Source organism: Providencia lanzhouensis (assembly GCF_050469745.1).
GTDB lineage: Bacteria > Pseudomonadota > Gammaproteobacteria > Enterobacterales > Enterobacteriaceae > Providencia > Providencia lanzhouensis.
The window spans coordinates 1,091,576-1,116,677 of record NZ_CP174123.1 but is presented as its reverse complement, the minus strand read 5'-3'; the positions used below and the strand labels follow the sequence as shown (position 1 = coordinate 1,116,677).

Below are 25,102 nucleotides of genomic sequence, written 5' to 3'. Positions count from 1 at the left end.
GAATAAATAACAGCGACGAACAATAAGCCGCGGCTTTCTAATCCCGAAGATTACAGAATTGTAGATGACGCCGAACGCCAGGTGGGGAATGGCTCTCTTCACGGTTTGCTCTATATATAAATAGCCTAGTGCAAAAGATAGCGAATGCCGCTAAAGAAAGAAATATAAAAAAGAGAGGTTCTATCACAGCAGGAACAAGAGTAAGGAGTGATTTGGAACTTAATTCACACGTTGAAAGCTTCACGGGCTTGCTATTTTGTTCATTTATATCAGAAAGATAATGCTCTGAAGAAAGCTGGATTTGATTCGCTACCGCAGAAGTCTGTATTGAAGCTGATGTAAACATTGAGGCGAATAGGCGCTCCCCGACGGCTCTTTGATTCATACAAATCAACACCATCAGACAGGCAAACAGCACTAATCCTTTACCTAGCTTTATCGACCTCGTCATGTCTGTCTCAGATTATCTTCCTGAATTCACAATAATTAGCTAATTAAGTTAATAACAGGTTACATCTTACACAGGCAAATAAGCAACACAAGCACCATCATCTAACTTTACAAACAACTCTCATTTATAAAATTAACTATTTTTTGCACTTTATCCGAAAAGCGGCACGGAACTTGCTACTTACTTAATAAATGGCAAAACGAAACTATTTTGCACGATTTCGGTGCACGATAGTCGAGTTTCGGCAGTTTGTCTCTTTATTGGTGTCGCAGTTCACAACTGCCTAAATAATATGCGAGACAGCTCCCGAATTTAAAACAATTCGTTTTCAAAACTCATATTTTTTAATTACTTTTTAACAATAATAAAACATACAGCCGATGATCGTGTCATGATGAAAACCTCACGAAACATCTGCAAACACAACACCACAAAACCAAAATAAATCGAGTAATGTATCGTTAAAACACAAACCTCGAAATATGGCGGATTGACACCGATGTTCTAAAGGAGCTGTAATTATGCGTATTAGCAAGCTTGTTTTAACAATGATGCTTTTGGGTGCAACCTGCGCAGTTCAAGCAGAAGAATTAAACGGTACTCTGAAAAAAATCAAAGATAATGGTGTGATAGTCGTGGGTCACCGCGAATCATCAGTGCCATTCTCTTACTATGATAATAATCAGAAAGTTGTTGGCTACTCACAAGACTACTCCAACCTCATTGTTGATGCAGTGAAAAAGAAACTCAATATGCCTGATTTACAGGTGAAATTGATCCCTATCACCTCGCAAAACCGTATTCCATTACTGCAAAACGGCACATTTGATTTCGAATGTGGCTCCACAACGAATAACCTAGAGAGACAAAAACAAGCAGCCTTCTCTAATACCATTTTCGTGGTTGGTACTCGACTGCTGGCGAAAAAAGACGCCGGTATCAAAGACTTTGCTGATTTAGCTGGCAAAAATGTGGTTGTCACTTCAGGGACAACGTCAGAAGTGATCCTGAATAAGTTAAATGATGAGAAAAACATGAAGATGCGCATTATCAGTGCTAAAGACCACGGGGACTCATTCCGTACTTTAGAATCTGGTCGTGCTGTTGCCTTTATGATGGACGATGCCCTATTAGCTGGTGAGCGCGCAAAAGCGAAACAACCGGATATCTGGGAAATCGTAGCAAAACCACAAACTGAAGAAGCTTACGGCTGTATGCTGCGTAAAGATGATCCACAATTCAAAGCACTGGTCGATGAAACTATCTCAACTGCACAAAAATCTGGCGCAGCGGAAAAATCATTCGACCGCTGGTTTAATCAACCTATCCCACCGAAAAACCTGAATCTGAAGTTTACGTTATCTGATGAAATGAAGGCGCTGTTCAAATCACCAAACGATAAAGCATTAAACTAATAAAAAAGACAAACAGGGTGTTACTGAAGTAGGAGTCGCAAGGCGGTCGTTCCCGCCTTGCTTTCTCTTATTGCGGTATTCGGGACAATCAAATTGCCCACAGGAAGTCATATTATGTCAATTAATTGGAACTGGGGGATATTCCTTGAGAATGCCCCATTTGGGAATACCACCTATTTAGGGTGGTTAATATCTGGCTTAGAAGTCACTGTCACGCTATCCATCTGCGCTTGGATCATCGCTTTTCTGGTTGGCTCATTTTTCGGTATTTTACGCACAGTACCTAACCGCTTTTTAGCCTTTTTAGGGACTGCTTACGTTGAATTATTCCGTAACGTTCCGCTGATTGTTCAGTTCTTCACTTGGTATCTAGTGATCCCTGAACTGCTGCCACAATCTATCGGCGACTGGTTTAAAATGGAGTTAGATCCTAACTACCAGTTTTTCCTCTCTTCCATGTTATGCCTTGGCTTGTTCACTGCTGCGCGAATGACTGAGCAAGTTCGTGCTGCTATTCAATCCCTGCCTAGAGGGCAACGTAATGCAGCGCTCGCGATGGGGCTAACACTGCCACAAACCTATCGCTATGTACTGCTACCGAATGCTTATCGCGTCATTTTACCGCCAATGACCTCGGAAATGCTGAACTTAGTGAAAAACTCCGCTATCGCATCCACTATCGGGTTAGTGGATATGGCGGCACAAGCAGGAAAATTACTCGATTACTCCGCCCATGCTTGGGAATCTTTCACAGCAATCACTCTGGCATATGTCGGTATCAACTTGATTATTATGCTACTAATGAGCTTGCTTGAGCGCAAAGTGCGCTTACCCGGCACACTAGGAGGACGCTAAGATGGCTTATCAGTTTGATTGGAGCTCCATTGAGCCAAGCATCCCATTCTTAGTGGATGGTTTTATTATCACCGCCAAAATTACAGCAGCAGCCATTGTGGTTGGGATTTTATGGGGAACCGTACTCGCCGTTATGCGTTTATCCAGCATTAAGCCACTACGCTGGCTGGCGGCCTTTTACGTCAACACCTTCCGCTCAGTTCCGCTAGTTATGGTACTGTTTTGGTTCTATTTAGTTGTGCCTAACATATTACAAAATGTTCTAGGCTTATCACCAAAAAATGATATTCGTTTAATATCCGCAGTGGTAGCCTTCTGTCTTTTTGAAGCGGCTTACTACTCTGAAATTATCCGTGCAGGTATTCAAAGTATCTCGAAAGGTCAGGCAAGCGCCTCCCTCGCTTTAGGTATGACCCAAATGCAAACCATGCGTTTAGTCGTATTACCGCAAGCGTTTAGAGCGATGGTGCCATTATTGCTGACCCAAGGTATTGTATTATTCCAAGATACTTCATTAGTGTATGTTCTTGGGTTAACCGACTTCTTCAGAACCGCTACCAATATTGGGGAGCGTGACGGTACGCAAGTCGAAATGATACTCTTTGCGGGACTCATCTACTTTATTTTCAGTTTCGGCGCTTCAATGCTGGTGAATTATCTTAAGAAAAGGACTGTTTCATGATTACCCTGAAAAATGTATCGAAATGGTATGGCCAATTTCAGGTGCTCACAGATTGCACAACTGAAGTCAAAAAAGGCGAAGTTGTGGTTGTATGCGGGCCATCTGGTTCTGGTAAATCCACATTAATAAAAACAGTAAATGGGTTGGAGCCAATTCAACAGGGTGAAATTTTCGTTAACGATATCCAAGTTAATAGCAAAAAAACTGACCTTGCGAAGCTGCGCTCAAAAGTCGGTATGGTGTTCCAACACTTTGAACTGTTCCCTCACCTTTCCATTATTGAGAACCTAACATTAGCGCAAGTTAAAGTGTTAAACCGTGACAAGAAAGCCGCTGAAGCTAAAGGTTTAAAATTACTGGAGCGTGTGGGATTGGCGAGCCATGCTAATAAATTCCCTGCGCAGCTCTCTGGTGGTCAACAGCAACGTGTCGCCATCGCCCGCGCGCTATGTATGGACCCGATTGCCATGTTATTTGATGAGCCAACTTCCGCCCTAGACCCAGAAATGATCAACGAAGTGCTGGATGTTATGGTGGAGTTAGCGAATGAAGGCATGACCATGATGGTGGTAACGCACGAAATGGGCTTTGCGAAAAAAGTGGCTAACCGCGTGATTTTCATGGATGAAGGTAAAATTATCGAAGACAGTAAAAAAGAGGATTTCTTCGCTAATCCGAAGTCAGACCGCGCGAAAGATTTTCTGGCAAAAATCTTACATTAATCTCGATTTAGGTTGCAGAAAGTCCGACAGGGCTTTTTGCAACTTTTCCCTCAACTTTTCTTACCCGCACAAAATTCACCTCGTTTTCTTGATTGTCACTTTTCTGCGCTTGAAATCTCTTAAAAAATTCTCTAACGTGTTCTAAGTTCAAATAAAATTGCGAACAAAGCAAATTCCCCCTGAAATAGTTCAAGTTTTAGGTAGTAAATTGAATTATGATAGGCGATACGCTTATTATTTTGTGCGCGTTCTTAGTTTCATCAACGTATGGCAATATCAACGTATCGCCAACCACTATGTAGCACAAAATATAACAAACAGCTGAAACAGCAAGACCAAGTCCCTGTAAATTCATCTAATCGACGATTCATCGTTTTTTACAGACACAATGGCTTTCGGCATTGTTGTTTTCATGTGTGATCCGCTATGCTATGCGGATCCATTTTATAGAAAAGACATTCACCTGCTACAGACTAAACTGTAGCGATTATTCACCATAGGATTATCGGTGCCATGCAAGAACAATATCGTCCAGAAGATATAGAGCCTAAAGTACAGCGTCACTGGGATGAACAACAAACGTTCAAAGTGACAGAAGACAACAGCAAAGAGAAATACTACTGCCTGTCCATGCTACCTTACCCTTCTGGTCGACTACACATGGGCCACGTTCGTAACTACACCATTGGTGACGTGATCTCCCGCTACCAGCGTATGCTGGGCAAAAACGTTCTGCAACCAATTGGTTGGGATGCGTTTGGTCTGCCAGCTGAAGGTGCCGCGGTTAAAAATAACACTGCGCCTGCACCATGGACTTACGCCAATATCGATTACATGAAAGGTCAGCTGAAAATGCTGGGCTTCGGTTACGATTGGAACCGCGAAGTGACCACCTGTACGCCAGAATATTACCGTTGGGAACAGTGGTTCTTCACTAAACTGTATGAAAAAGGCTTAGTCTACAAAAAAACCTCCGCCGTTAACTGGTGTCCACACGACTTAACCGTTCTAGCAAACGAACAAGTCATCGACGGCTGCTGCTGGCGCTGCGATAGCCAAGTTGAGCGTAAAGAGATCCCTCAGTGGTTTATCAAAATTACCGACTACGCTGAAGAGCTGCTCAATGACTTGGACAAACTGGAAGATTGGCCAGAACAAGTTAAAACCATGCAGCGCAACTGGATTGGTCGCTCTGAAGGTGTGGAAATCACTTTTGATGTTGCTGATCGCGCAGACAAATTAACTGTCTACACCACCCGCCCAGATACCTTTATGGGTGCGACATATGTGGCGGTTGCTGCAGGTCACCCATTAGCGCAAGAAGCTGCCAAAGCGAATAGCGAATTAGCCGACTTTATCGATGAGTGCCGTAATACCAAAACTGCGGAAGCGGATATGGCAACCATGGAGAAAAAAGGTCTGGCAACAGGTCTGTATGTCGTTCATCCATTAACCCAAGAAAAATTACCAATTTGGGTCGCGAACTTTGTTCTGATGGAATACGGTACAGGTGCAGTGATGGCAGTTCCAGCTCACGACCAACGTGACTGGGAATTTGCTCATAAATACAATCTGCCAATCAAAGCGGTGATTGCAGATGCTGAAGGCAACACGCCTGACTTATCTCAAGAAGCGATGACTGAGAAAAACACCCTGATCAACTCAGGTGAATTTACTGGTTTAAGCAACGAGGCTGGCTTCAACGCTATCGCTGACAAACTGGTTTCCCTTGGTGCGGGTCAACGCAAAGTCAATTATCGCTTACGTGACTGGGGTGTTTCCCGTCAACGTTACTGGGGTGCGCCAATTCCAATGGCAACCTTAGAAGATGGCACCGTGGTTCCTGTTCCTGAAGACCAGTTACCGGTTATTTTACCGGAAGATGTCACCATGAATGGCATCACAAGCCCAATTAAAGCGGATCCTGAGTGGGCAAAAACCACCATTAATGGTCAACCAGCGCTGCGTGAAACCGATACCTTCGATACCTTTATGGAATCATCTTGGTACTACGCTCGTTACACTTGCCCACAATACGACGATGGCATGTTGAACCCTGAAGCCGCAAACTACTGGCTGCCTGTGGATCAATACATCGGTGGAATTGAGCACGCCATCATGCATTTAATGTATTTCCGTTTCTTCCACAAATTAATGCGTGATGCCGGTCTGGTGAACTCTGATGAGCCAGCAAAACGTTTACTGTGCCAAGGTATGGTTCTGGCCGATGCCTTCTACTACACCGGTAGCGATGGTCAGCGTGTATGGGTTTCTCCTGCGGATGCAATTGTTGAACGTGATGACAAAAACCGTATTACTAAAGCGGTAGACAGCGAAGGTCATGAACTGGTTTATACTGGTATGAGCAAGATGTCTAAATCTAAGAACAACGGTATTGACCCACAATTAATGGTCGAAAAATACGGTGCTGATACCGTCCGTCTGTTCATGATGTTCGCTGCGCCACCAGAATTAACTCTGGAGTGGCAAGAGTCTAGCGTTGAAGGGGCTAACCGTTTCGTTCGTCGTGTATGGCGTTTAGTTCACGAACACGCACAAAAAGGCGCAACTCAGCCATTAGATATCAGCGCATTAACCGCAGAACAAAAAGATTTACGTCGCGACTTACATAAAACCATCGCGAAAGTGACTGACGATGTGGGTCGTCGTTACGCATTCAACACCGCTATCGCAGCGGTCATGGAATTTATGAACAAGTTAGTTCGCGCTCCGCAAGAAACTGAGCAAGACCGCGCTTTAGTTCAAGAATCTTTAGATGCTATCACGCTGATGTTATCACCAATCATTCCACACGCTTGTTTCGAAATGTGGAAAGCATTAGGTCACAATGACGATATCGATTTTGCAAGCTGGCCGGTGGCTGATGAACAAGCCATGATCGATGATACTAAATTGGTTGTTGTTCAAGTTAACGGTAAAGTCCGCGGTCGTATTACGGTCCCTGCTGATGCTAACCAAGAATTCGTTCTGGAAATGGCATCACAAGAAGGCAGCGTCGCGAAATACCTCGAAGGCGTTAGCATCCGTAAAGTCATTTACGTACCAGGTAAATTACTGAACTTAGTTGTTGGCTGATAAGGAGCCCAAGTGCGCTATCTGATAACTCTATTTCTCAGCCTGTCGGTGCTCGTCACCGCAGGTTGCGGTTTTCGCCTTCAAGGAACCACGCAACTTCCTGAAGAATTGAAAACATTACAGTTAAGTTCTGGCGACCCGTACAGTTACCAAACTCGTGCGGTCAGGGAACAGCTGCGACTCAATAACGTGACTCTGCTAGATTCTGGTCGCGCTGATGTGCCTATTTTGAAAATTGTAGGTTCAACAGAAAGCACCGATACCGTTTCGATTTATCAAGATGGTAAAGCTGCAGAGAAACAACTGACACTGGTCATGAAGGCGCAAGTGTTAATGCCGGATGGCGCTATTTATCCGCTGGAAACAAAAGTTGTGCGGACTTTCTTTGATAACCCGTTAGAAGCGCTCGCAAAAGATGCTGAGAACGAGATTGTGAAGCAAGAGATGCAACAACAAGCGGCACGTAACATCGTGCGCAAACTGCTTCTGGTTCACAGTGCTGAGTTAGAAAAGGCGAAAGCTCAAGCGGCTGAGAAACCTGTTGCCGAATAATGATACGCATTTATCCTGAACAGCTGGCCTCTTCGTTACAAGAGTCTCTAAGAGGCCGCTATCTCATTTGGGGCTCCGAGCCCCTTCTTATTCAAGAAAGCCAAGATGCTATTCGCCAAGTTGCACGTCAGCAAGGTTTTGAAGAGCATTTTACTTTCGCTTTAGAGCAAAATACGGATTGGGATGAAATTTTTAGTCTCTGCCAAGCGCTGAGTCTATTTGCCAGTCGCCAAATGCTCACCTTATTTTTGCCTGAAAATGGCCCTAATGCCGCGATGGCAGACAAGCTCACACAGCTCGCCGGTTTACTTCACCCCGACCTGCTATTAGTTCTACGCGGGCATAAACTCACTAAAGCGCAAGAAAACAGTGCTTGGTTCAAAGCCATCAGCCAAGATGGTATCTATGTCAGTTGCCTAACGCCTGAATATCAACGTTTGCCCCAGTGGGTCTCTAAGCGTGCTAGCCAAATGCGGCTTTCATTAGAAACTGAAGCAAACCAATTACTTTGCTATTGCTATGAAGGTAATTTATTGGGATTAGCGCAAGCGCTGGAAAGGCTTTCCTTGCTCTATCCGGATGGAAAGCTCACTTACCCTCGTGTCGAAAGTGCGGTGAATGATTCAGCCCATTTTACGCCCTACCATTGGGTTGATGCGATCCTAGCGGGTAAGCCTCGCCGTTCATGGCATATCCTTGAGCAGCTCAAGCAAGAAGATGTTGAACCTGTGATTTTACTACGGGCTATCCAACGAGAATTAATGTTGCTGATCACGTTAAAGCGTCAATCTGCGACCACCTCATTAAAAACGCTATTTGACCAACATAAAGTTTGGCAAAACCGTCGAGGATTGTTAGGCGAGGCACTACAACGTTTGAGCTTACATCAATTACAATCGGCGTTGATGCTACTCACCCAAGCTGAAATTCACACTAAGCAGGATTTTTCCCACTCTTCATGGCCGGATTTGCAGTCTCTTTCCATGGTGTTATGTGGTAAAACCGATGCAGAACATTTTATTCTGCCACGATAATAACTGATAGCTAATCACCTAATATCAATGGTAATGAATGATGAACGCTAAACCACAAGGTCTACAAGCGCTATTTGGGGGGACTTTTGACCCTATTCATTATGGGCATCTACGCCCTGTTGAAGCATTAGCTAATCAGGTGGGGCTGCAAAAAGTGATTTTGCTACCGAACCACGTTCCACCTCATCGACCTCAGCCGGAAGCTAGCCCTACCCAGCGATTAGAAATGGTAAAATTGGCCATTCAAAATAACCCACTGTTTACTGTTGATACCCGAGAACTCCAGCGAAATACGCCCTCTTTTACAATTGAAACGCTCAGTGAATTGCGCCAAGAACTTGGTCATGAACAACCTCTTGCGTTCATTATTGGTCAAGATTCCCTGTTATCCATTAATACATGGCATGGCTGGACTCAGCTATTAGATAAATGCCATCTGCTAGTCTGCGCGAGACCCGGTTACGCCACACATTTTACCGATCCTGATATGCAACAGTGGCTGCAACAGCATCAAGTACAAGACCCGCAAGTATTGAGCCAAACGCCCTGTGGTTCGATTTTTATTGGCAATACACCACTGGTTAATATTTCAGCGACTGAAATACGTGAACAACTCAGCGAAGGTCAGGCTTGTGAAGATTTACTCCCTCGCGCAGTTTATCACTATATTCAACAACAACATTTGTATCAAAAATAAGCAATTTTATTTCTATTAACCAAATAGGAATGTCAGCAAATAATTTATTCTCTTTTATTCACTTAATTTCGATTTAATTAATTGCACAACTCAGCGCTTATTCTAGAATATTGATACGTAAGAGATAGGGATATTTTATTTGTAAAGTTACGATAATTATCTTGCCCAATGGATAAGATATCCCTATAAATTGCCCACTTACGCCAATAAAAAATAATTTAGCCGATTTTTGTGAAAATCTGGGGTAAAATGGCGGCACTTTGCTAGGGGGATCCCCCTAGAAAGCACAATGATGAATAGTCTTTAACAAGAATAGTGTTTAACAAGAGATTCTCTCAATTTGAATGAAAGGTGAACCTTTTGCAAGGAACTGAACTCCAACAATTTATTATCGATCAACTTGAAGATGCGAAAGCGGAAGATATCATTTCGATCGATGTCCATGGGAAATCAAGTGTTACTGACCAAATGATCATCTGCACAGGGACGTCAACTCGTCACCTGATGTCTGTGGCTGATCGTTTAATTGATGCGTGCCGTAAAAACGGTTTAATGCCTCTCGGTGTTGAAGGTCAAGGCATTTCAGACTGGATTGTTGTCGACCTTGGTGATGCCATCGTCCATATCATGCAAGATGAAAGCCGCCGCATGTACGAACTAGAAAAGCTCTGGAGCTGAGTTTGAAATTACAACTCATCGCTGTCGGAACTAAAATGCCGGACTGGGTACAGACCGGCTTTATGGATTACCTTCACCGTTTTCCCAAAGATATGCCTTTCGAATTAACCGAAATCCCCGCAGGAAAACGTGGAAAAAATGCAGACATCAAACGCATTCTCGAAAAAGAAGGTGAATTGATGCTTGCCGCTGTCGGCAAAGGCAACCGTATCGTCACGCTGGATATTCCAGGAGATCGTTGGGATACACCCAAATTAGCCGTGCAGTTAGACAAGTGGAAACAAGATGGTCGTAATGTCAGTCTGTTAATTGGTGGACCAGAAGGACTTGCTCCGGCGTGTAAAGATGCCGCAGAACAAAGTTGGTCTCTATCGCCACTAACACTACCCCATCCGCTAGTTCGAGTCCTTGTTGCCGAAAGTCTTTATCGGGCATGGAGTATTACGACTAATCACCCATATCATCGGGAATAGTTAGGAATTAATTTGTACACAATGGCAATGGGATGAAACAACAACGCACCCCTTTTCGCGACCATACCGCAGAATCAGTTTTGTTTATTCGCCGAGCATTAATTGCTTTCGGCGTCATTGTCATACTTACTTCAATCCTCGTGACCAATTTGTATCATCTACAAGTTGTTCGTCATGACGATTACCAAACACGCTCAAATGATAACCGCATTAAATTGGTGCCTATTGCGCCTAGCCGCGGCATTATTTATGACCGAAAAGGCACCCAGTTAGCTCTCAATAGCACGTTTTATCAGCTAGAAATTGTTCCTGAAAAAGTAGATAACTTACAGGAAACACTCGATAAGCTACGGGATGTTGTTGACCTTACTGACGAAGATATCACCAACTTTGAAAAAGAGCGTAAACGCTCTCGCCGCTTTACGTCTATCGCGCTGAAAACCCAGCTAAATGAAGTTCAAGTTGCCCGCTTTGCCGTTAATCAATATCGCTTTCCTGGCTTAGAAGTGAAAAGTTATCAGCGTCGCTCATACCCTTATGGCTCCGCATTAACCCATGTCATCGGCTACGTCGCAAAAATTAATGATAAAGACGTCGAACGCCTTGATAAAGAAGGTTTATTACCTAACTACGCCGCCAGCCATGATATCGGTAAATTAGGTATTGAACGTTACTATGAAGATGTCTTACATGGTAAAACGGGCTACGAAGAAGTTGAAGTGAATAGCCGTGGTCGAGTGATCCGCCAATTACACGAGCAGCCACCGCAAGCAGGTCGCGATGTCTATTTAACTATCGACCTTGAATTACAAACTTATATTGAGAAAATCCTCACGACAAGTCGTGCTGCTGTCGTCGTTACAGACCCGCGTAATGGTGAGATCCTCGCCTTGGTTTCCACACCAAGTTACGATTCAAACTTGTTTGTGAACGGAATTTCCAACAAAGATTACCAAGAGCTGTTAAATAACCCTAACAGGCCGTTGATCAACCGCGCTACTCAGGGCTTATATCCACCCGCATCGACGGTGAAACCTTTTATCTCTGTCGCAGCATTAAGCGAAAAAGTCATTACGCCAAACACCACAATCTACGATCCAGGCTGGTGGCAACTCCCTGGCTCAGAAAAACGCTATCGTGACTGGAAACGCTGGGGACACGGTAAGCTGAATGTGGTCAAGTCTATCATTGAATCTGCGGATACCTTCTTCTACCAAGTCGCTTATGACATGGGGATTGACCGTCTTTCCGAATGGATGACCCGATTTGGTTACGGTGAATATACAGGTATTGACCTTTCCGAAGAGCGCCAAGGGATCATGCCAACCCGCGAATGGAAACAAAAACGCTATAAAAAACCTTGGTACCAAGGGGACACCATCCCTGTCGGGATTGGTCAAGGTTATTGGACATCAACGCCAATTCAAATGTCTAAGGCTTTGATGACGTTGATTAATGACGGAAAAGTCAAAACGCCTCATTTACTGTATGGAACCAAACTTGGCGATGCCATGGTACCTTATGAAGATAAAGAAACCCGACAAATTGGCGATATCCATTCTGGATATTGGGAGCTGGCCAAAACCGGTATGTACGGCGTAGCCAATGCGCCAAATGGTACCGGTAAGCGTAGTTTCGTAGGAACACCTTATAAAGTGGCTGCAAAATCAGGAACGGCGCAGGTATTTAGTTATGAAACCTATAACGCCAGCAAATTAGCCGAGCATTTACGTGACCATAAACTAATGATTGCTTATGCACCTTATGATAACCCCACTATTTCCGTTGCTATTATTTTAGAAAACGGGGGAGCAGGCCCTGCAGTTGGTGATATTGTTCGCCAAATCTTTGACCATGTCCTGTTAGGTGATAACAAAACCCAAGTCGAAAGTACGGGTGCCAGTGCAGAGGAAGATCGTTAATCATGACTGACGATAAGAGAAAATTATCACTATCAACACGTCTGCACATTGATGTGCCTATGTTATTAATCATCATCGCCTTACTCGCTTATAGCGCCTTTATTATGTGGAGCGCTAGCGGGTTAGATCCCGAGATGATGGAACGAAAACTAGGACAAATTTTTTCTGGTTTTATCGTGATGATCGTGATGGCGCAAATTCCACCTCGCATGTATGAAAGCCTCGCGCCACACCTGTTTATTTTCTGCGTTATTCTCTTAGTCTTCGTTGATGTTTTTGGGCAAATCAGTAAAGGGGCTCAGCGCTGGCTAGATTTGGGCTTTGTACGGTTCCAGCCATCCGAAATTGCGAAAATCGCGGTACCGCTCATGGTCGCTCGTTTCATGAACCGTGACTCATGCCCGCCGTCATTTAAAAATACCTGTATTGCCCTCGTATTTATTTTTGTCCCAACATTGCTGGTCGCAGCTCAGCCAGACTTGGGGACCTCGATCCTCGTCGCCGCATCAGGGCTATTTGTCCTATTTTTAGCAGGAATGAGCTGGCGTTTAATTGCCGTTGCCGCCGTCGCGCTTGCCGCCTTTATTCCGATGCTCTGGTTCTTCTTAATGCATGACTACCAGAGAGCCCGAGTCATGATGCTACTTGACCCAGAAAGTGATCCTCTAGGTAAAGGCTATCACATCATCCAATCTAAAATTGCGATTGGTTCTGGCGGTTTAATGGGTAAAGGCTGGTTGGAAGGCACTCAGTCTCAACTAGAATTCTTACCTGAACGTCACACCGACTTTATTTTCGCTGTATTAGCTGAAGAACTTGGATTGATTGGTGTCTTGATCTTATTGGGTCTTTATATCCTATTGATTATTCGTGGGCTATACATTGCTGCAAATGCGCAAAACACCTTCGGGCGAGTGATGGTCGGCGGATTAATCCTAATCCTATTTGTGTATGTGTTTGTTAATATTGGTATGGTGAGTGGTATTCTACCTGTTGTGGGGGTTCCCCTCCCCTTAGTGAGTTATGGGGGCTCCGCCTTAATTGTTTTAATGGCTGGATTCGGTATTATCATGTCTATCCATACCCACAGAAAATTTTTATCTAAGAGTTTATAAAATGAGGCTTAGTATGCGTTTACAATGGATTATGCTCGCCATGGCAACCACATTACTCAGTGGGTGTATTAACGAAGACGTTAAGCAGCAGCCAACAGTTCCAACTAATGTCCCTACCCAAGATGTGTTGGGTGCTGAGCCACATTATGAGCCTTATCATCCAACGGCAAATAATGATTACCAGCGTAATGGCAAGCAATACCAAATTGTCCGTGAACCCGCACAGTTCTCCCAAGTTGGCTATGCGTCAATTTATGGTCAAGAAGCTTCCGGTCAATTGACTGCCATTGGTGAACGCGCTAACCCAGTAGAGTTAACTGCAGCTCACCCTACATTACCTATTCCAAGTTATGCTCGTATTACCAACATGATGAACGGGCGCATGATGGTGGTTCGTATCAATGACCGTGGCCCTTATACTCCTGGCAAAAGTATTGCCGTATCCCGTGCAGTCGCTGATCGCTTAAATCTGATGACGACCACAAAAATTAAAATTGATGCAATCCAAGTTGCACCAGATGGAAGCTTATCAGGGCCAGGAACTGTTGGTTCAAACTTTGTTAAACAAAGTTATGCCCTGCCGGATCGTCCACAATTAGGTTCAGGTCCATTAGGTACACCGGTGATGCAAGAATCCCCAGCGCCAAGCAACGTATTACCAGTAAAACAGCCTGCGGAACCTATGCAACCAACGATGCCAGATATGAACATCAAGCAGCCAGAACCACAAGTTGCACCGAAAGCCACTGAAACAGAATCCGTTCCTGAACGTGGTTTCTTAGTTCAAGCTGGCGCTATCAGTAGCAAAGCAAACGCACAAAGTATGTTGGATAACTTAAAAAGTCAGTTTAACGTACCGGGTCGCCTACAGCCTTACAATGGCATCTACCGTGTTCAATTAGGACCTTTTGCAACGAGACAGCAAGCGGTAGAGATACAATCTCGTTTACAGTCTGAGCGCAATCAACAATCCATGGTTGTTGCCCCTTAATCACTCAATAACCGAATAATTTACGTTGCTGGGGGAAATTATTGATAGCTCCCCCTGCAACTTAAAGTACAACGGGTATAAACTAACGTAAATTTACCTGCACAGCGCAAGAGCTTCTTTTATCTGCCTTCGAACTTTTGCTAAACTGCGCTTTCTTGTGTTAACCGAATGTTGGATGTAATGATACAACCATGAAAAATGTCTCCTCATCACGCAATGTCTTTCTGCCACAAATCGTGCGTCAGACTGCGCTGGCTTCTGCACTGATCGTTTCTACTGTCACTTTTGCAAATGCGAATGAAGCTTTTCCAAATACTTCAGTTCCTGCTGCTCCAGCTATCGATGCTGAAGCGTATATCTTGATTGATTACAATTCAGGTAAAGTGCTTGCCGAAAGTAATGCAGATCAGCGCCGCGACCCTGCTAGCTTGACCAAAATGATGACGAGCTATGTCATCGGTCAAGCCATTAAATCAGGCAAAATTGGCGCGAATGACATGGTCACCGTGGGTGAAGATGCATGGGCGACAGGTAACCCAATTTTCAAAGGCTCTTCATTAATGTTCTTAAAACCCGGAGATCGCGTGAGTGTTTCTCAGCTAACCCGTGGTATTAACTTACAATCAGGTAATGATGCCTGTGTTGCTATGGCAGACTATGTCGCAGGTGATCAAGCTAACTTTGTTAACTTGATGAATACCTACGTGAATAAACTGGGTCTGCAAAATACGCACTTCCAAACAGTACATGGTCTCGATGCTGCGGGTCAATACAGCTCTGCTCGTGATATGGCATTGATTGGTCAAGCGCTGATCCGTGATGTACCGGAAGAATACGAAATTTATAAAGAAAAAGAATTCACGTTTAACAATATCCGCCAAACTAACCGTAATGGTCTGTTATGGGATAAAAGCCTTGCAGTTGATGGGATCAAAACTGGTCACACTGATGCAGCAGGTTATAACTTAGTTGCCTCCGCAAAAGATGGCGATATGCGTCTTATTTCCGTCGTTATGGGTGGAAAAAGCAGTAAGGGGCGTGATGCAGAAAGCAAAAAATTGCTGACATACGGCTTCCGTTTCTATGAAACAGTGAAACCTCTGCAAGCTGGCGTTGAGTTTGCCACTGCCCCAGTTTGGTTTGGCGATGACAGCGAAATTAAGTTAGGCGTGGTTGAAGACCTGTACCTCACAATCCCTCGTGGTCGTTTAAAAGACTTAAAAGCAAGCTACGAATTAACCACCACTGAAATCGAAGCGCCGCTGAAAAAAGGCCAACAAGTGGGTACGATTAGCTTCCAATTAGACGGTAAAACCATCGAACAGCGTCCTTTAGCGGTATTAAAAGATGTTGAAGAAGGCGGATTCTTCAGCCGTTTAATCGACTACATCAAATTATTATTCCATCGTTGGTTTGGTTAATACTTGAAATTGAAATCAGTTAGCCCCATATAGTTTGTATCTGAAAGCCTGTAGTGAAATACAAACCCTGATGGGATAGTGAGTTGGCTGGCGAAATCTATTTTCTTCCAGCCAATTTTTATGCAGGCGCTAATCAATATTTTAGGAGTGCCCATGAAAACGAAATTAGGTGAACTGCTTGAGTTCCCATGTCCATTAACCTACAAAGTGATGGGCCTAGCGCAGCCAGAATTAGTTGACCAAGTCATTGAAGTGGTTCAACGCCATGCTCCAGGTGATTATGCACCAGATGTTAAACCGAGCAGCAAAGGCAACTACCATTCTGTATCTATTACTATTAACGCCACTCACATTGAGCAAGTTGAAACGCTCTACACTGAGTTAGGTGCATTAGAATTAGTCAAAGTTGTGCTGTAATTAGCAACAAGAAAACCGAGCCTCAGGCTCGGTAAGTTGATGACAAAGAGGGATAAAAACGTGGTTTTTCCCTCTTTGTGTTATCAGGCGAAAATCAATAAATTGATTTTCCTTGTTCGTTTTACAACCCAAAAGAGCCATTTCCAAACCTGATGGTTTTGTCAATGGTCTGGCCGAGCCTCCGGCTCGTTTTTTTTATTATCCGCAATATCAGCTGAAAAATAACAAGTTAATAACAAGACAAACTGGTGGTAACGCGTTCACAGCGTTATACTGCCATTCATCTTTACAGCCTGTGGACACCGAATTTTGTCGAAGAATAGCATCATCATCCGCGACTTAGGTCTGGCTCCCTACGAGAGCACATCTGAGGCAATGCACCAATTTACTGAATCCCGTACTCCTGATACCTGCGATGAAATTTGGCTGGTGCAACACCCTTCTGTGTTTACCCAAGGGCAAGCTGGCAAAGCCGAACACCTTCTCGCGCCGGGAAATATCCCCGTGATCCAAAGTGATCGTGGCGGACAAGTGACTTACCATGGTCCCGGCCAGCAAGTCATGTATGTGATGATAGATCTAAAACGCAGTCACATTGGTGTCCGTGAGCTTGTTAGCGCCCTAGAAACTTGCGTGGTCAATACCCTCGCCCATTTTAATATCAGTGCGTATCCGCGCCCTGATGCGCCCGGCGTTTATGTCAACGGAGACAAAATTTGCTCCCTTGGCTTACGTATTCGAAAAGGCTGTTCATTCCATGGATTGGCTCTGAATGTGGATATGGATCTCGAGCCTTTTAATCGCATTAACCCTTGTGGTTATAGTGAATTGAAAATGACACAAGTGAGAGCGCTGTCGCCAAACATTACATTAAACGATGTTCAGCCAGTGCTTATTAGTCAGTTCTGTGACACACTTGGATTTCATATTGTTCAATAATAATGCTATAATTTTTTAACATTTTTCAAAAAAATTTTAATGGCAAACAGATAACTGGAACCGGCACATTATGAGTAAACCAATTCAGATCGAGCGTGGAATTAAATACCGTGACGCCGATAAAATGGCACTGATCCCTGTTAAAAACGTGGTGACGGAACGTGAAGAAATTCTACGTAAACCTGACTGGATGAAAATCAGATTGCCAGCTGATTCTACGCGAATTCAAGGCATTAAAGCCGCAATGCGTAAAAATGGCCTGCACTCAGTCTGCGAAGAAGCTTCCTGCCCTAACCTCTCTGAATGTTTTAACCACGGAACTGCCACCTTTATGATCTTAGGTGCTATCTGTACTCGCCGTTGTCCATTCTGTGATGTTGCCCATGGTCGTCCAAATGCCCCTGATGCGAATGAACCAGAAAAATTAGCGCAAACTATCAAAGATATGGCTCTGCGTTATGTGGTTATTACTTCCGTTGACCGTGATGATTTGCGTGATGGTGGTGCCCAGCACTTTGCTGATTGTATCAGTGCCATCCGTGAAAAAAGCCCGACCATTAAAATTGAAACTCTCGTGCCTGACTTCCGTGGACGTATGGATCGCGCATTAGAAATTCTCACCGCTACGCCACCGGATGTGTTTAACCACAACCTTGAAAACGTACCGCGTATTTACCGCCAAGTTCGCCCTGGTGCTAACTACGAATGGTCACTGAAATTACTGGAAAAATTCAAAGAAGCTCACCCTGAAATTCCAACAAAATCAGGCTTAATGGTAGGCTTAGGGGAAACCAACGAAGAGATCATTGAAGTGATGCGTGATCTGCGTCGTCATGGCGTTACCATGTTAACGTTGGGGCAATACTTGCAGCCAAGCCGCCACCACTTACCCGTTAAACGCTATGTGAGCCCTGCTGAGTTCGATGAAATGAAAGAGGCAGCGATGGATATGGGCTTCACTCACGCAGCCTGTGGACCGTTTGTGCGCTCTTCCTATCATGCCGACCTACAAGCAAAAGGCGAAGAAGTTAAATAATATTAATCTTTTCGTCTAAATAGTAATTAAAAGAAACCCCAATTGTGAATTACTACACATTGGGGTTTTTTATTAGTGACTTAATTTATCACCAATAAGAATGATCATTAGGTCAATTTTAGCGATAAAAAAACTCGCGCTAGCAAAGCTAGTGCGAGTTCAGTGCTGTTCGTTTCTAAGTATTTAATTACAAAGAGACAACGTTAGCAGCTGATGGACCTTTCGCGCCTTCAGTGATTTCAAATTCAACTTTTTGGCCTTCTGCTAAGGTTTTGAAACCGTCGCCAGAAATCGCAGAGAAGTGAACAAAAACATCTTTGCTACCATCTTCTGGAGTGATAAAACCAAAACCTTTGGACTCATTGAACCACTTAACGTTACCTTTAACTTTAGACATCAAATATTACCTTTAAAATAAAATAGACACACCATCTGTATCAAGCTCAGTACATCAAATATATAACTGACTTGTCTACAACCTAGATCACGAAAATTGATTTAAATGATAAAAAAATATTATTTATCCACCTATTTCGTCCAGAATACGGGGATAATTCTTAATAATAGTAATTAATACAAAGGTAAGTATTACTCATGGTTAATTTTTTAGCGTTTACTTCTCATGAATAAGTAACCAATCTTTAATATCCAATCCTCCTGTATAACCCACCAGCTTTCCGTCATGCCCTAAGACACGATGGCAAGGCACAATCAAAGATATCGGGTTACGAGAATTGGCCATACCGACGGCTCGACAGTAGTTAACCGAGCCCAGTTTTAAGGCGAGATCTTTATAACTCCAGCGCTCACCATAAGGAATTTCGCACAAATGCTTCCAGACTTTTTTCTGAAATTCAGTACCTTGCGGATTCAATGCAACCGAAAACACTTTCCGCTTATGATTAAAATACTCTTTTAGTTCTTTCGCACACTGCTTTGAGAATTCGTTTTTCGACTCTTTCTCCGTTTTTTCATCAACAAAATAGATACTCGTCACACCTTCATCATCAGCCGTAATATGGATCCACGGTTTCGGAAAGTTTTCTGGGGCTACTAAATATTGATGGTACATAACATCTCCTCAAAAGGATTCATTTACCTGATTGTATATACAGTTATAAGGTAAATTATTTCTACTTTGCAATGATATTTTTTCTCAGTGTAGCTAACTGAATCATCTCCCCCTGAATTTTTTTATTTCCAATGTTAATAACAGCATAGACAATAATTCGAATGATTATCATTCAAATAAAGAAATCACTATATATTGTATGGTTGAAATATTTTACACCTATATATAGGATCAACTCATCTTCAACACACCACCATTACGTAACTACCACGTTCTGAAAATGTTAAGGTGAAAAAAATGACTGAGATTACCATTTATAGTAAACCCAACTGCGTCCAGTGTAATGCAACCTACCAAGCGTTCGAGCGCAAGCAATTACCGTACACCATTATCGACCTTTCTGAAGATAACCAAGCCATTGAGTTCATAAGAAAACTAGGCTATCAGCAGCTTCCTGTCGTCATTGTAGGAGAGCAGCATTGGTCAGGCTTCCGCCCCGATAAAATCAATGCACTGATTGAGTAAGAGAGGTTGAAATGACCACTCAACCGCTAATTTATTTCTCGAGTCGCTCAGGTAATTGCCATCGATTCGTCGAAAAATTACAGCTGCCAGCCACTCGTATTCCCATTGGCCATCTACCTGAAAATGTACTTTTCGCCTCACAACCCTATGTGCTGTTGCTGCCGACCTATGGCGGTGGAACCGCTCATGGCGCTGTGCCTAAAGAAGTGGTGCACTTTCTCAATATCGAGGCAAACCGTGCGTTAATTCGCGGTGTCATCGCTGCGGGTAATACCAACTTTGGTGAGGCTTATGCCATTGCCGGCAACATTGTCGCTCAAAAATGCGCAATTCCCTTCCTCTACCGATTTGAATTATTAGGCACAGAGCGCGATGTGCAATCTGTAAAACAAGGATTAAAAACATTCTGGGCTCACACAAAGGAGCAGATCAATGGATAACCCACAGCACAGTCACCTAAATAACAATCGCAATGCGGACTACCACGCGCTCAATGCGATGCTTAACCTTTATGATAGTGAAGGTCGCTTACAGCTGGATAAAGACAAACAAGCTGCTCATCTCTATTTCCGCCAGCATGTGAATCAAAACACGGTCTTTTTTCACGATTTAAAAGAAAAACTCGATTTCTTAGTTAATGAAAATTACTACGAAGAAGAGGTGCTCGCTCAATACGATTTCCCCTTTATTAAACAGCTTTTTAAACAAGCCTACGCCCACAAATTTCGCTTCCAAACCTTTTTGGGCGCCTTTAAGTATTACACCAGTTACACCCTAAAAACCTTCGATGGTGAGCGCTATCTTGAGCGTTATGAAGACCGGGTTTGTATGGTTGCACTGGCTTTGGCGCAGGGCTCAAAATCCCTTGCGACTCTCTTAGTGGACGAAATCATTAGCGGACGTTTTCAACCTGCCACTCCCACATTCCTGAACGGTGGTAAAAAACAACGAGGCGAGCTTATTTCCTGTTTTTTACTGCGCATAGAAGACAATATGGAGTCCATCGGGCGCTCCGTGAACTCAGCCCTGCAACTGTCCAAACGCGGAGGTGGTGTCGCTTTCTTGATGAGTAATTTGCGCGAACAAGGCGCACCGATTAAACAGATAGAAAACCAATCGTCAGGCGTGGTTCCTGTGATGAAAATGCTGGAGGATGCTTTTTCCTATGCCAATCAGCTAGGAGCAAGGCAAGGTGCAGGCGCGGTGTATCTTCATGCTCATCACCCTGACATTCTGCGATTTTTAGATACCAAACGAGAAAATGCGGATGAAAAAATTCGGATTAAAACGCTTTCACTTGGGGTTGTGATCCCCGATATCACCTTCCAACTCGCTAAAAATAATGAAGACATGTACCTGTTTTCTCCCTATGACATCCAAAAAGTCTATGGGGTACCGATGTCTGAAATCAGCGTGACAGAAAAGTATTATGAAATGGTGAATAACAAAGCTATCAAGAAATTCAAAATTAATGCGCGAGAGTTTTTCCAGACTATCGCCGAAATTCAATTTGAATCTGGCTATCCCTACATTTTGTTTGAGGATACGGCTAACCGCGCCAATCCGATTGCAGGTCGAATCAATATGAGTAACTTGTGCTCTGAGATTTTACAGGTAAACCAACCTAGCCTTTATGAAGAAGATTTAAGCTACCAACATATTGGTAAAGATATTAGCTGTAATTTAGGCTCCATGAACATCGCCAAAACCATGGATTCCCCTAATTTTGCACGTTCGATTGATACTGCTATCCGAGCACTCACCGCCGTTTCTGATATGAGCAATATTTGCTCCGTTCCGTCTATTGCTAAAGGCAATCAACAATCCCACGCTATTGGTTTAGGGCAGATGAATTTGCATGGTTTCTTAGCTCGTGAGCATATTCATTATGGTTCTGAAGAAGGATTAGATTTTACCAATATCTACTTTTACACCGTGGCATACCATGCCTTAAAAACTTCGAACCAATTAGCAATCGAACGCCAACAAACGTTTGATGGCTTTGAAATATCCACCTACGCCAGTGGCGAGTATTTTGATAAATATATCAACAAAACATGGTCACCAAAGACCCAAACCGTGCAGGAATTATTCCGACGTTCGGGCATCGAAATACCAACACAAACGGACTGGCAGATATTAAAACAGTCCGTAATGGCACATGGAATTTATAATCAAAACTTGCAAGCTATTCCGCCTACGGGATCTATCTCTTATATCAATAATGCCACCTCCAGCATTCATCCCGTGGTCGCGCCTATCGAAATTCGTAAAGAAGGTAAGATTGGGCGTGTTTACTACCCAGCCCCTTTTATGACCAATGAGAATCTCAAATACTACCAAGATGCTTATCAGATTGGTCCTGAGAAAATTATTGATACCTATGCCGAAGCCACCCAACACGTCGACCAAGGTTTATCACTAACCCTATTTTTCGATGGCAATGCCACCACCCGTGATATCAATAAAGCCCAAATATATGCATGGCGAAAAGGGATCAAAACCTTGTATTACATTCGATTACGTCAGACAGCACTTGAAGGCACCGAAGTCGAAGGCTGCGTCTCCTGCTCACTGTAAAAGGAAAAAGATAATGACCACCAGCACGCTCAATCGCCCTGTTCAAGCAATAAACTGGAACCGCATCCAGGATGATAAAGATCTCGAAGTGTGGAACCGATTGACCAGTAATTTTTGGCTTCCTGAAAAAATTCCACTGTCCAACGACACGGTTTCTTGGAATACACTGACATCTGCCGAACAGCAACTCACTATCCGCGTTTTTACGGGATTAACCTTGTTAGATACCATCCAAAATACCGTTGGCGCACCGTGTTTGATGGGAGATGCTCAAACGCCTCACGAAGAAGCGGTTCTCTCCAATATCAGCTTTATGGAAGCGGTGCATGCACGCTCTTACAGCTCGATTTTTTCAACACTGTGTTCCACTGTCGATGTTGATGAAGCCTATCGTTGGAGTGAAGAAAACAGTGCATTGCAAAATAAAGCCAAAATTATTTTGTCTTACTACTGTGATGAACATCCACTGAAGAAAAAAGTCGCCAGCGTCTTTTTAGAATCATTTTTGTTTTACTCAGGTTTTTACTTACCAATGTATTGGTCAAGCCGAGGAAAACTTACCAATACCGCCGATTTAATTCGTCTGATCATCCGTGATGAAGCGATTCATGGCTACTATATTGGCTATAAATTTCAAAAAGCCCTTGTCCATTATTCTGAACAAGAACGCAATAAAATTAAGGATTTCACTTTTTCGCTCTTGTTTGATTTATATGAAAATGAAATCAAGTACACCCAAGAGCTGTATGATAGCGTTGGCTGGAGTGAAGATGTGAAAAGCTTCCTTCACTATAATGCGAATAAAGCCTTGATGAATTTGGGCTATGAAGCACTTTTCCCTGACTCAATAACCCAAGTTAGCCCAGAGATTTTATCGGCGCTCTCGCCTGATGCCAACGAAAATCATGATTTTTTCTCAGGTTCAGGTTCATCCTATGTGATTGGTAAAGCAGTCAGTACTGAAGATGATGATTGGCTTTTTTGAATAACATCAACAAAAATATCTCGCATCAATCTTTTGAAAAAAATAATAAAATCACTTAAATCATTAATACTATAAACGGTCATAGTGGGATAGGCTTGATGCCTACCCACAGATCATAAAATAACATTCATATCCGAAGCATAATGAGCATGAAAACACCACAAGCGGAACTGACTACGGGCTTAACGCTCTTAATGGCCATCGCCACTGGGCTGGTCGTTGCCAGTAATTATTACGCACAGCCCCTGCTAGACACTATCGCACTCCAATTCAACCTAACAACCAACATGGCGGGCTTTATTGTGACCGCCGCACAATTAGGTTACGCCGTTGGATTACTCTTCCTTGTTCCTCTTGGTGATCTTTTTGAACGTAAAAAATTGATCATCGTGATGACCACATTGTCAGCCAGTGGTTTATTAATCACCGCGCTTTCTGATAATATTTGGCAAATTCTTCTCGGTACCGCTCTCACAGGGCTATTCTCCGTTGTCGCCCAAGTTCTTGTTCCTATGGCAGCTTCTATTGCAAAGCCTCATCAACGGGGCAAAGCAGTGGGCACTATTATGAGTGGGTTACTTCTTGGGATCTTACTCGCTCGAACTATCTCCGGTGGCGTGGCAATGATAGGCGGTTGGCGAGCTATTTACTGGGTTGCCTTTGGATTAATGATGTTCCTGATCCTAATTTTGGCGCTTAAATTACCGCGTTATCACCAAAAAACGGATCTTAACTATTTTCAACTCATTGGCTCTATCGGACGTCTGTTTTTTACTACGCCAGTCTTAGCAACTCGCGCACTGCTTGGCGCCCTCACTTTCGCGAACTTTGCGCTATTATGGACTGCGATGGCATTCTTATTAGCCAGCCCGCCTTTTAATTATTCTGAGGGTACTATCGGGTTATTTGGTTTGGTTGGTGCAGCAGGTGCATTAATGGCAACCCAAGCAGGGCGCTTAGTGGATAAAGGTAAAGGCAAATTAGTCACTACCCTTGGGTTAATTCTATTATTGCTCTCATGGATCCCAATTGGTCTGGCAAAATATTCACTAATCGCTTTTATTATTGGCATCTTAGTGCTTGATCTTGCCATCCAAGGTGTTCATGTGACTAACCAAAGCACACTTTATCGTATTATGCCTGAAGCACGAAATCGCTTAACTGCCGGCTATATGACCAGTTATTTTATTGGCGGAGCACTAGGTTCATTACTTTCAGGTTATGCCTATGAACATGCAGGTTGGATGGGCGTAGCAATTTCAGGCGTTGTTATCACAGGTATCAGTTTAATCATTTGGGCAATTGGTGCTCGATTCGATCCAATTATTACCTCTGAACAGTAATCCCTTCATTCATTTATATCTATAGCAGTCATTTATTTGGCTGCTATAGATTTAATATCTGATCTATTATTCATATGCCCATTATTTAGCCTATTATTATA

At 43.4% G+C, this 25,102-nt stretch carries 25 protein-coding genes; 22 read left to right on the top strand and 3 right to left on the bottom strand.

Translation table 11 applies throughout. The features are described from left to right. Positions 1-37: 37 nt before the first annotated feature. Entirely contained in the window at positions 38-451 is a 414-nt protein-coding gene (locus tag ACIH2S_RS05075) for a hypothetical protein (protein ID WP_036947662.1), read from the bottom strand. 521 nt (positions 452-972) lie between these two features. Here ACIH2S_RS05075 and ACIH2S_RS05070 point away from each other — a divergent pair. From ACIH2S_RS05070 to lipA, 17 genes are all read left to right on the top strand, one after another. Further along, the gene (locus ACIH2S_RS05070) at positions 973-1,866 is read left to right on the top strand and encodes an amino acid ABC transporter substrate-binding protein (RefSeq protein ID WP_036947666.1); all 894 of its coding nucleotides are present in this window, start codon (positions 973-975) and stop codon (positions 1,864-1,866) included. Positions 1,867-1,980: 114 nt separating this feature from the next. Further along, positions 1,981-2,721 carry an amino acid ABC transporter permease gene (locus ACIH2S_RS05065; protein WP_006662330.1) on the top strand — a complete coding sequence of 247 codons (741 nt, stop codon included), beginning with the start codon at positions 1,981-1,983 and terminating at the stop codon, positions 2,719-2,721. A gap of 1 nt (position 2,722) precedes the next feature. Further along, positions 2,723-3,403, top strand: coding sequence for a glutamate/aspartate ABC transporter permease GltK (gltK, locus tag ACIH2S_RS05060; protein WP_006660949.1), 681 nt, complete (start codon positions 2,723-2,725; stop codon positions 3,401-3,403). After that, positions 3,400-4,125 (top strand): amino acid ABC transporter ATP-binding protein, encoded by a 726-nt coding sequence (locus ACIH2S_RS05055; protein WP_036947670.1) that lies wholly within the window; start codon positions 3,400-3,402, stop codon positions 4,123-4,125. The genes gltK and ACIH2S_RS05055 overlap by 4 nt, the downstream gene beginning before the upstream one ends. Positions 4,126-4,638: 513 nt before the next feature. After that, complete coding sequence (gene leuS, locus ACIH2S_RS05050) at positions 4,639-7,221, top strand: leucine--tRNA ligase (protein ID WP_036947673.1); 2,583 nt, start codon at positions 4,639-4,641, stop codon at positions 7,219-7,221. Between the two features lie 12 nt (positions 7,222-7,233). Then, positions 7,234-7,773 carry an LPS assembly lipoprotein LptE gene (gene lptE / locus ACIH2S_RS05045; protein WP_036947677.1) on the top strand — a complete coding sequence of 180 codons (540 nt, stop codon included), beginning with the start codon at positions 7,234-7,236 and terminating at the stop codon, positions 7,771-7,773. Next, positions 7,773-8,807, top strand: coding sequence for a DNA polymerase III subunit delta (gene holA / locus ACIH2S_RS05040; RefSeq protein WP_036947680.1), 1,035 nt, complete (start codon positions 7,773-7,775; stop codon positions 8,805-8,807). The genes lptE and holA overlap by 1 nt, the downstream gene beginning before the upstream one ends. Before the next feature lie 40 nt (positions 8,808-8,847). Beyond that, positions 8,848-9,504, top strand: coding sequence for a nicotinate-nucleotide adenylyltransferase (nadD, locus tag ACIH2S_RS05035; protein ID WP_036947683.1), 657 nt, complete (start codon positions 8,848-8,850; stop codon positions 9,502-9,504). 351 nt (positions 9,505-9,855) lie between these two features. Continuing rightward, a complete protein-coding gene (gene rsfS, locus ACIH2S_RS05030) occupies positions 9,856-10,182 on the top strand; it encodes a ribosome silencing factor (protein WP_080675589.1) in 327 nt (108 codons plus the stop codon). Between the two features lie 2 nt (positions 10,183-10,184). Then, positions 10,185-10,655 (top strand): 23S rRNA (pseudouridine(1915)-N(3))-methyltransferase RlmH, encoded by a 471-nt coding sequence (gene rlmH, locus ACIH2S_RS05025; RefSeq protein ID WP_006660942.1) that lies wholly within the window; start codon positions 10,185-10,187, stop codon positions 10,653-10,655. Positions 10,656-10,687: 32 nt separating this feature from the next. Further along, positions 10,688-12,577: a peptidoglycan DD-transpeptidase MrdA gene (gene mrdA / locus ACIH2S_RS05020; protein WP_036947689.1), complete on the top strand. Its 1,890-nt coding sequence runs from the start codon at positions 10,688-10,690 to the stop codon at positions 12,575-12,577. A 2-nt stretch (positions 12,578-12,579) separates the two neighbouring features. Beyond that, the gene (mrdB, locus tag ACIH2S_RS05015) at positions 12,580-13,692 is read left to right on the top strand and encodes a peptidoglycan glycosyltransferase MrdB (protein WP_036947691.1); all 1,113 of its coding nucleotides are present in this window, start codon (positions 12,580-12,582) and stop codon (positions 13,690-13,692) included. 13 nt (positions 13,693-13,705) lie between these two features. Further along, positions 13,706-14,683: an endolytic peptidoglycan transglycosylase RlpA gene (gene rlpA, locus ACIH2S_RS05010; RefSeq protein ID WP_036947694.1), complete on the top strand. Its 978-nt coding sequence runs from the start codon at positions 13,706-13,708 to the stop codon at positions 14,681-14,683. A 191-nt stretch (positions 14,684-14,874) separates the two neighbouring features. Continuing rightward, positions 14,875-16,104, top strand: a complete 1,230-nt coding sequence (dacA, locus tag ACIH2S_RS05005) for a D-alanyl-D-alanine carboxypeptidase DacA (RefSeq protein ID WP_036947697.1) — start codon at positions 14,875-14,877, stop codon at positions 16,102-16,104. Positions 16,105-16,257: 153 nt separating this feature from the next. Next, positions 16,258-16,521: a DUF493 family protein YbeD gene (ybeD, locus tag ACIH2S_RS05000; RefSeq protein WP_006662335.1), complete on the top strand. Its 264-nt coding sequence runs from the start codon at positions 16,258-16,260 to the stop codon at positions 16,519-16,521. 375 nt (positions 16,522-16,896) lie between these two features. Further along, positions 16,897-17,460 carry a lipoyl(octanoyl) transferase LipB gene (gene lipB / locus ACIH2S_RS04995; protein ID WP_230082517.1) on the top strand — a complete coding sequence of 188 codons (564 nt, stop codon included), beginning with the start codon at positions 16,897-16,899 and terminating at the stop codon, positions 17,458-17,460. Positions 17,461-17,530: 70 nt separating this feature from the next. Next, positions 17,531-18,496 (top strand): lipoyl synthase, encoded by a 966-nt coding sequence (gene lipA / locus ACIH2S_RS04990; protein ID WP_036947707.1) that lies wholly within the window; start codon positions 17,531-17,533, stop codon positions 18,494-18,496. 187 nt (positions 18,497-18,683) lie between these two features. On the opposite strand, the gene cspE is transcribed toward lipA, so the two are convergent. After that, positions 18,684-18,893 (bottom strand): transcription antiterminator/RNA stability regulator CspE, encoded by a 210-nt coding sequence (cspE, locus tag ACIH2S_RS04985; RefSeq protein ID WP_006662336.1) that lies wholly within the window; start codon positions 18,891-18,893, stop codon positions 18,684-18,686. Positions 18,894-19,109: 216 nt separating this feature from the next. Beyond that, on the bottom strand, positions 19,110-19,568 hold the full coding sequence (locus ACIH2S_RS04980) for a methylated-DNA--[protein]-cysteine S-methyltransferase (protein ID WP_006660933.1): 459 nt from the start codon (positions 19,566-19,568) through the stop codon (positions 19,110-19,112). Between the two features lie 297 nt (positions 19,569-19,865). On the opposite strand from ACIH2S_RS04980, the gene nrdH reads away from it, so the two are divergent. The 5 genes from nrdH (at position 19,866) to ACIH2S_RS04955 (ending at position 25,001) form a co-directional block, all read left to right on the top strand. Next, positions 19,866-20,093: a glutaredoxin-like protein NrdH gene (gene nrdH / locus ACIH2S_RS04975; RefSeq protein WP_036947709.1), complete on the top strand. Its 228-nt coding sequence runs from the start codon at positions 19,866-19,868 to the stop codon at positions 20,091-20,093. A gap of 11 nt (positions 20,094-20,104) precedes the next feature. Beyond that, positions 20,105-20,533, top strand: coding sequence for a class Ib ribonucleoside-diphosphate reductase assembly flavoprotein NrdI (gene nrdI / locus ACIH2S_RS04970; protein WP_108479360.1), 429 nt, complete (start codon positions 20,105-20,107; stop codon positions 20,531-20,533). After that, complete coding sequence (gene nrdE / locus ACIH2S_RS04965; protein ID WP_108479359.1) at positions 20,526-22,673, top strand: class 1b ribonucleoside-diphosphate reductase subunit alpha; 2,148 nt, start codon at positions 20,526-20,528, stop codon at positions 22,671-22,673. Before nrdI ends, nrdE begins: the two co-directional genes overlap by 8 nt. 13 nt (positions 22,674-22,686) lie before the next feature. Beyond that, entirely contained in the window at positions 22,687-23,658 is a 972-nt protein-coding gene (nrdF, locus tag ACIH2S_RS04960; protein ID WP_108479358.1) for a class 1b ribonucleoside-diphosphate reductase subunit beta, read from the top strand. A 143-nt stretch (positions 23,659-23,801) separates the two neighbouring features. Beyond that, positions 23,802-25,001 carry an MFS transporter gene (locus ACIH2S_RS04955; protein WP_036947717.1) on the top strand — a complete coding sequence of 400 codons (1,200 nt, stop codon included), beginning with the start codon at positions 23,802-23,804 and terminating at the stop codon, positions 24,999-25,001. The last annotated feature ends 101 nt before the right edge of the window (positions 25,002-25,102 follow it).

Bases quoted from the DNA above. Each gene is read 5' to 3' on its own strand.
- ACIH2S_RS05075 (WP_036947662.1), bottom strand. From the start codon at position 451: ATGACGAGGTCGATAAAGCTAGGTAAAGGATTAGTGCTGTTTGCCTGT.
- ACIH2S_RS05070 (WP_036947666.1), top strand. From the start codon at position 973: ATGCGTATTAGCAAGCTTGTTTTAACAATGATGCTTTTGGGTGCAACC.
- ACIH2S_RS05065 (WP_006662330.1), top strand. From the start codon at position 1,981: ATGTCAATTAATTGGAACTGGGGGATATTCCTTGAGAATGCCCCATTT.
- gltK (WP_006660949.1), top strand. From the start codon at position 2,723: ATGGCTTATCAGTTTGATTGGAGCTCCATTGAGCCAAGCATCCCATTC.
- ACIH2S_RS05055 (WP_036947670.1), top strand. From the start codon at position 3,400: ATGATTACCCTGAAAAATGTATCGAAATGGTATGGCCAATTTCAGGTG.
- leuS (WP_036947673.1), top strand. From the start codon at position 4,639: ATGCAAGAACAATATCGTCCAGAAGATATAGAGCCTAAAGTACAGCGT.
- holA (WP_036947680.1), top strand. From the start codon at position 7,773: ATGATACGCATTTATCCTGAACAGCTGGCCTCTTCGTTACAAGAGTCT.
- nadD (WP_036947683.1), top strand. From the start codon at position 8,848: ATGAACGCTAAACCACAAGGTCTACAAGCGCTATTTGGGGGGACTTTT.
- mrdA (WP_036947689.1), top strand. From the start codon at position 10,688: ATGAAACAACAACGCACCCCTTTTCGCGACCATACCGCAGAATCAGTT.
- mrdB (WP_036947691.1), top strand. From the start codon at position 12,580: ATGACTGACGATAAGAGAAAATTATCACTATCAACACGTCTGCACATT.
- rlpA (WP_036947694.1), top strand. From the start codon at position 13,706: ATGCGTTTACAATGGATTATGCTCGCCATGGCAACCACATTACTCAGT.
- dacA (WP_036947697.1), top strand. From the start codon at position 14,875: ATGAAAAATGTCTCCTCATCACGCAATGTCTTTCTGCCACAAATCGTG.
- ybeD (WP_006662335.1), top strand. From the start codon at position 16,258: ATGAAAACGAAATTAGGTGAACTGCTTGAGTTCCCATGTCCATTAACC.
- lipB (WP_230082517.1), top strand. From the start codon at position 16,897: ATGCACCAATTTACTGAATCCCGTACTCCTGATACCTGCGATGAAATT.
- lipA (WP_036947707.1), top strand. From the start codon at position 17,531: ATGAGTAAACCAATTCAGATCGAGCGTGGAATTAAATACCGTGACGCC.
- cspE (WP_006662336.1), bottom strand. From the start codon at position 18,893: ATGTCTAAAGTTAAAGGTAACGTTAAGTGGTTCAATGAGTCCAAAGGT.
- ACIH2S_RS04980 (WP_006660933.1), bottom strand. From the start codon at position 19,568: ATGTACCATCAATATTTAGTAGCCCCAGAAAACTTTCCGAAACCGTGG.
- nrdH (WP_036947709.1), top strand. From the start codon at position 19,866: ATGACTGAGATTACCATTTATAGTAAACCCAACTGCGTCCAGTGTAAT.
- nrdI (WP_108479360.1), top strand. From the start codon at position 20,105: ATGACCACTCAACCGCTAATTTATTTCTCGAGTCGCTCAGGTAATTGC.
- nrdE (WP_108479359.1), top strand. From the start codon at position 20,526: ATGGATAACCCACAGCACAGTCACCTAAATAACAATCGCAATGCGGAC.
- nrdF (WP_108479358.1), top strand. From the start codon at position 22,687: ATGACCACCAGCACGCTCAATCGCCCTGTTCAAGCAATAAACTGGAAC.
- ACIH2S_RS04955 (WP_036947717.1), top strand. From the start codon at position 23,802: ATGAGCATGAAAACACCACAAGCGGAACTGACTACGGGCTTAACGCTC.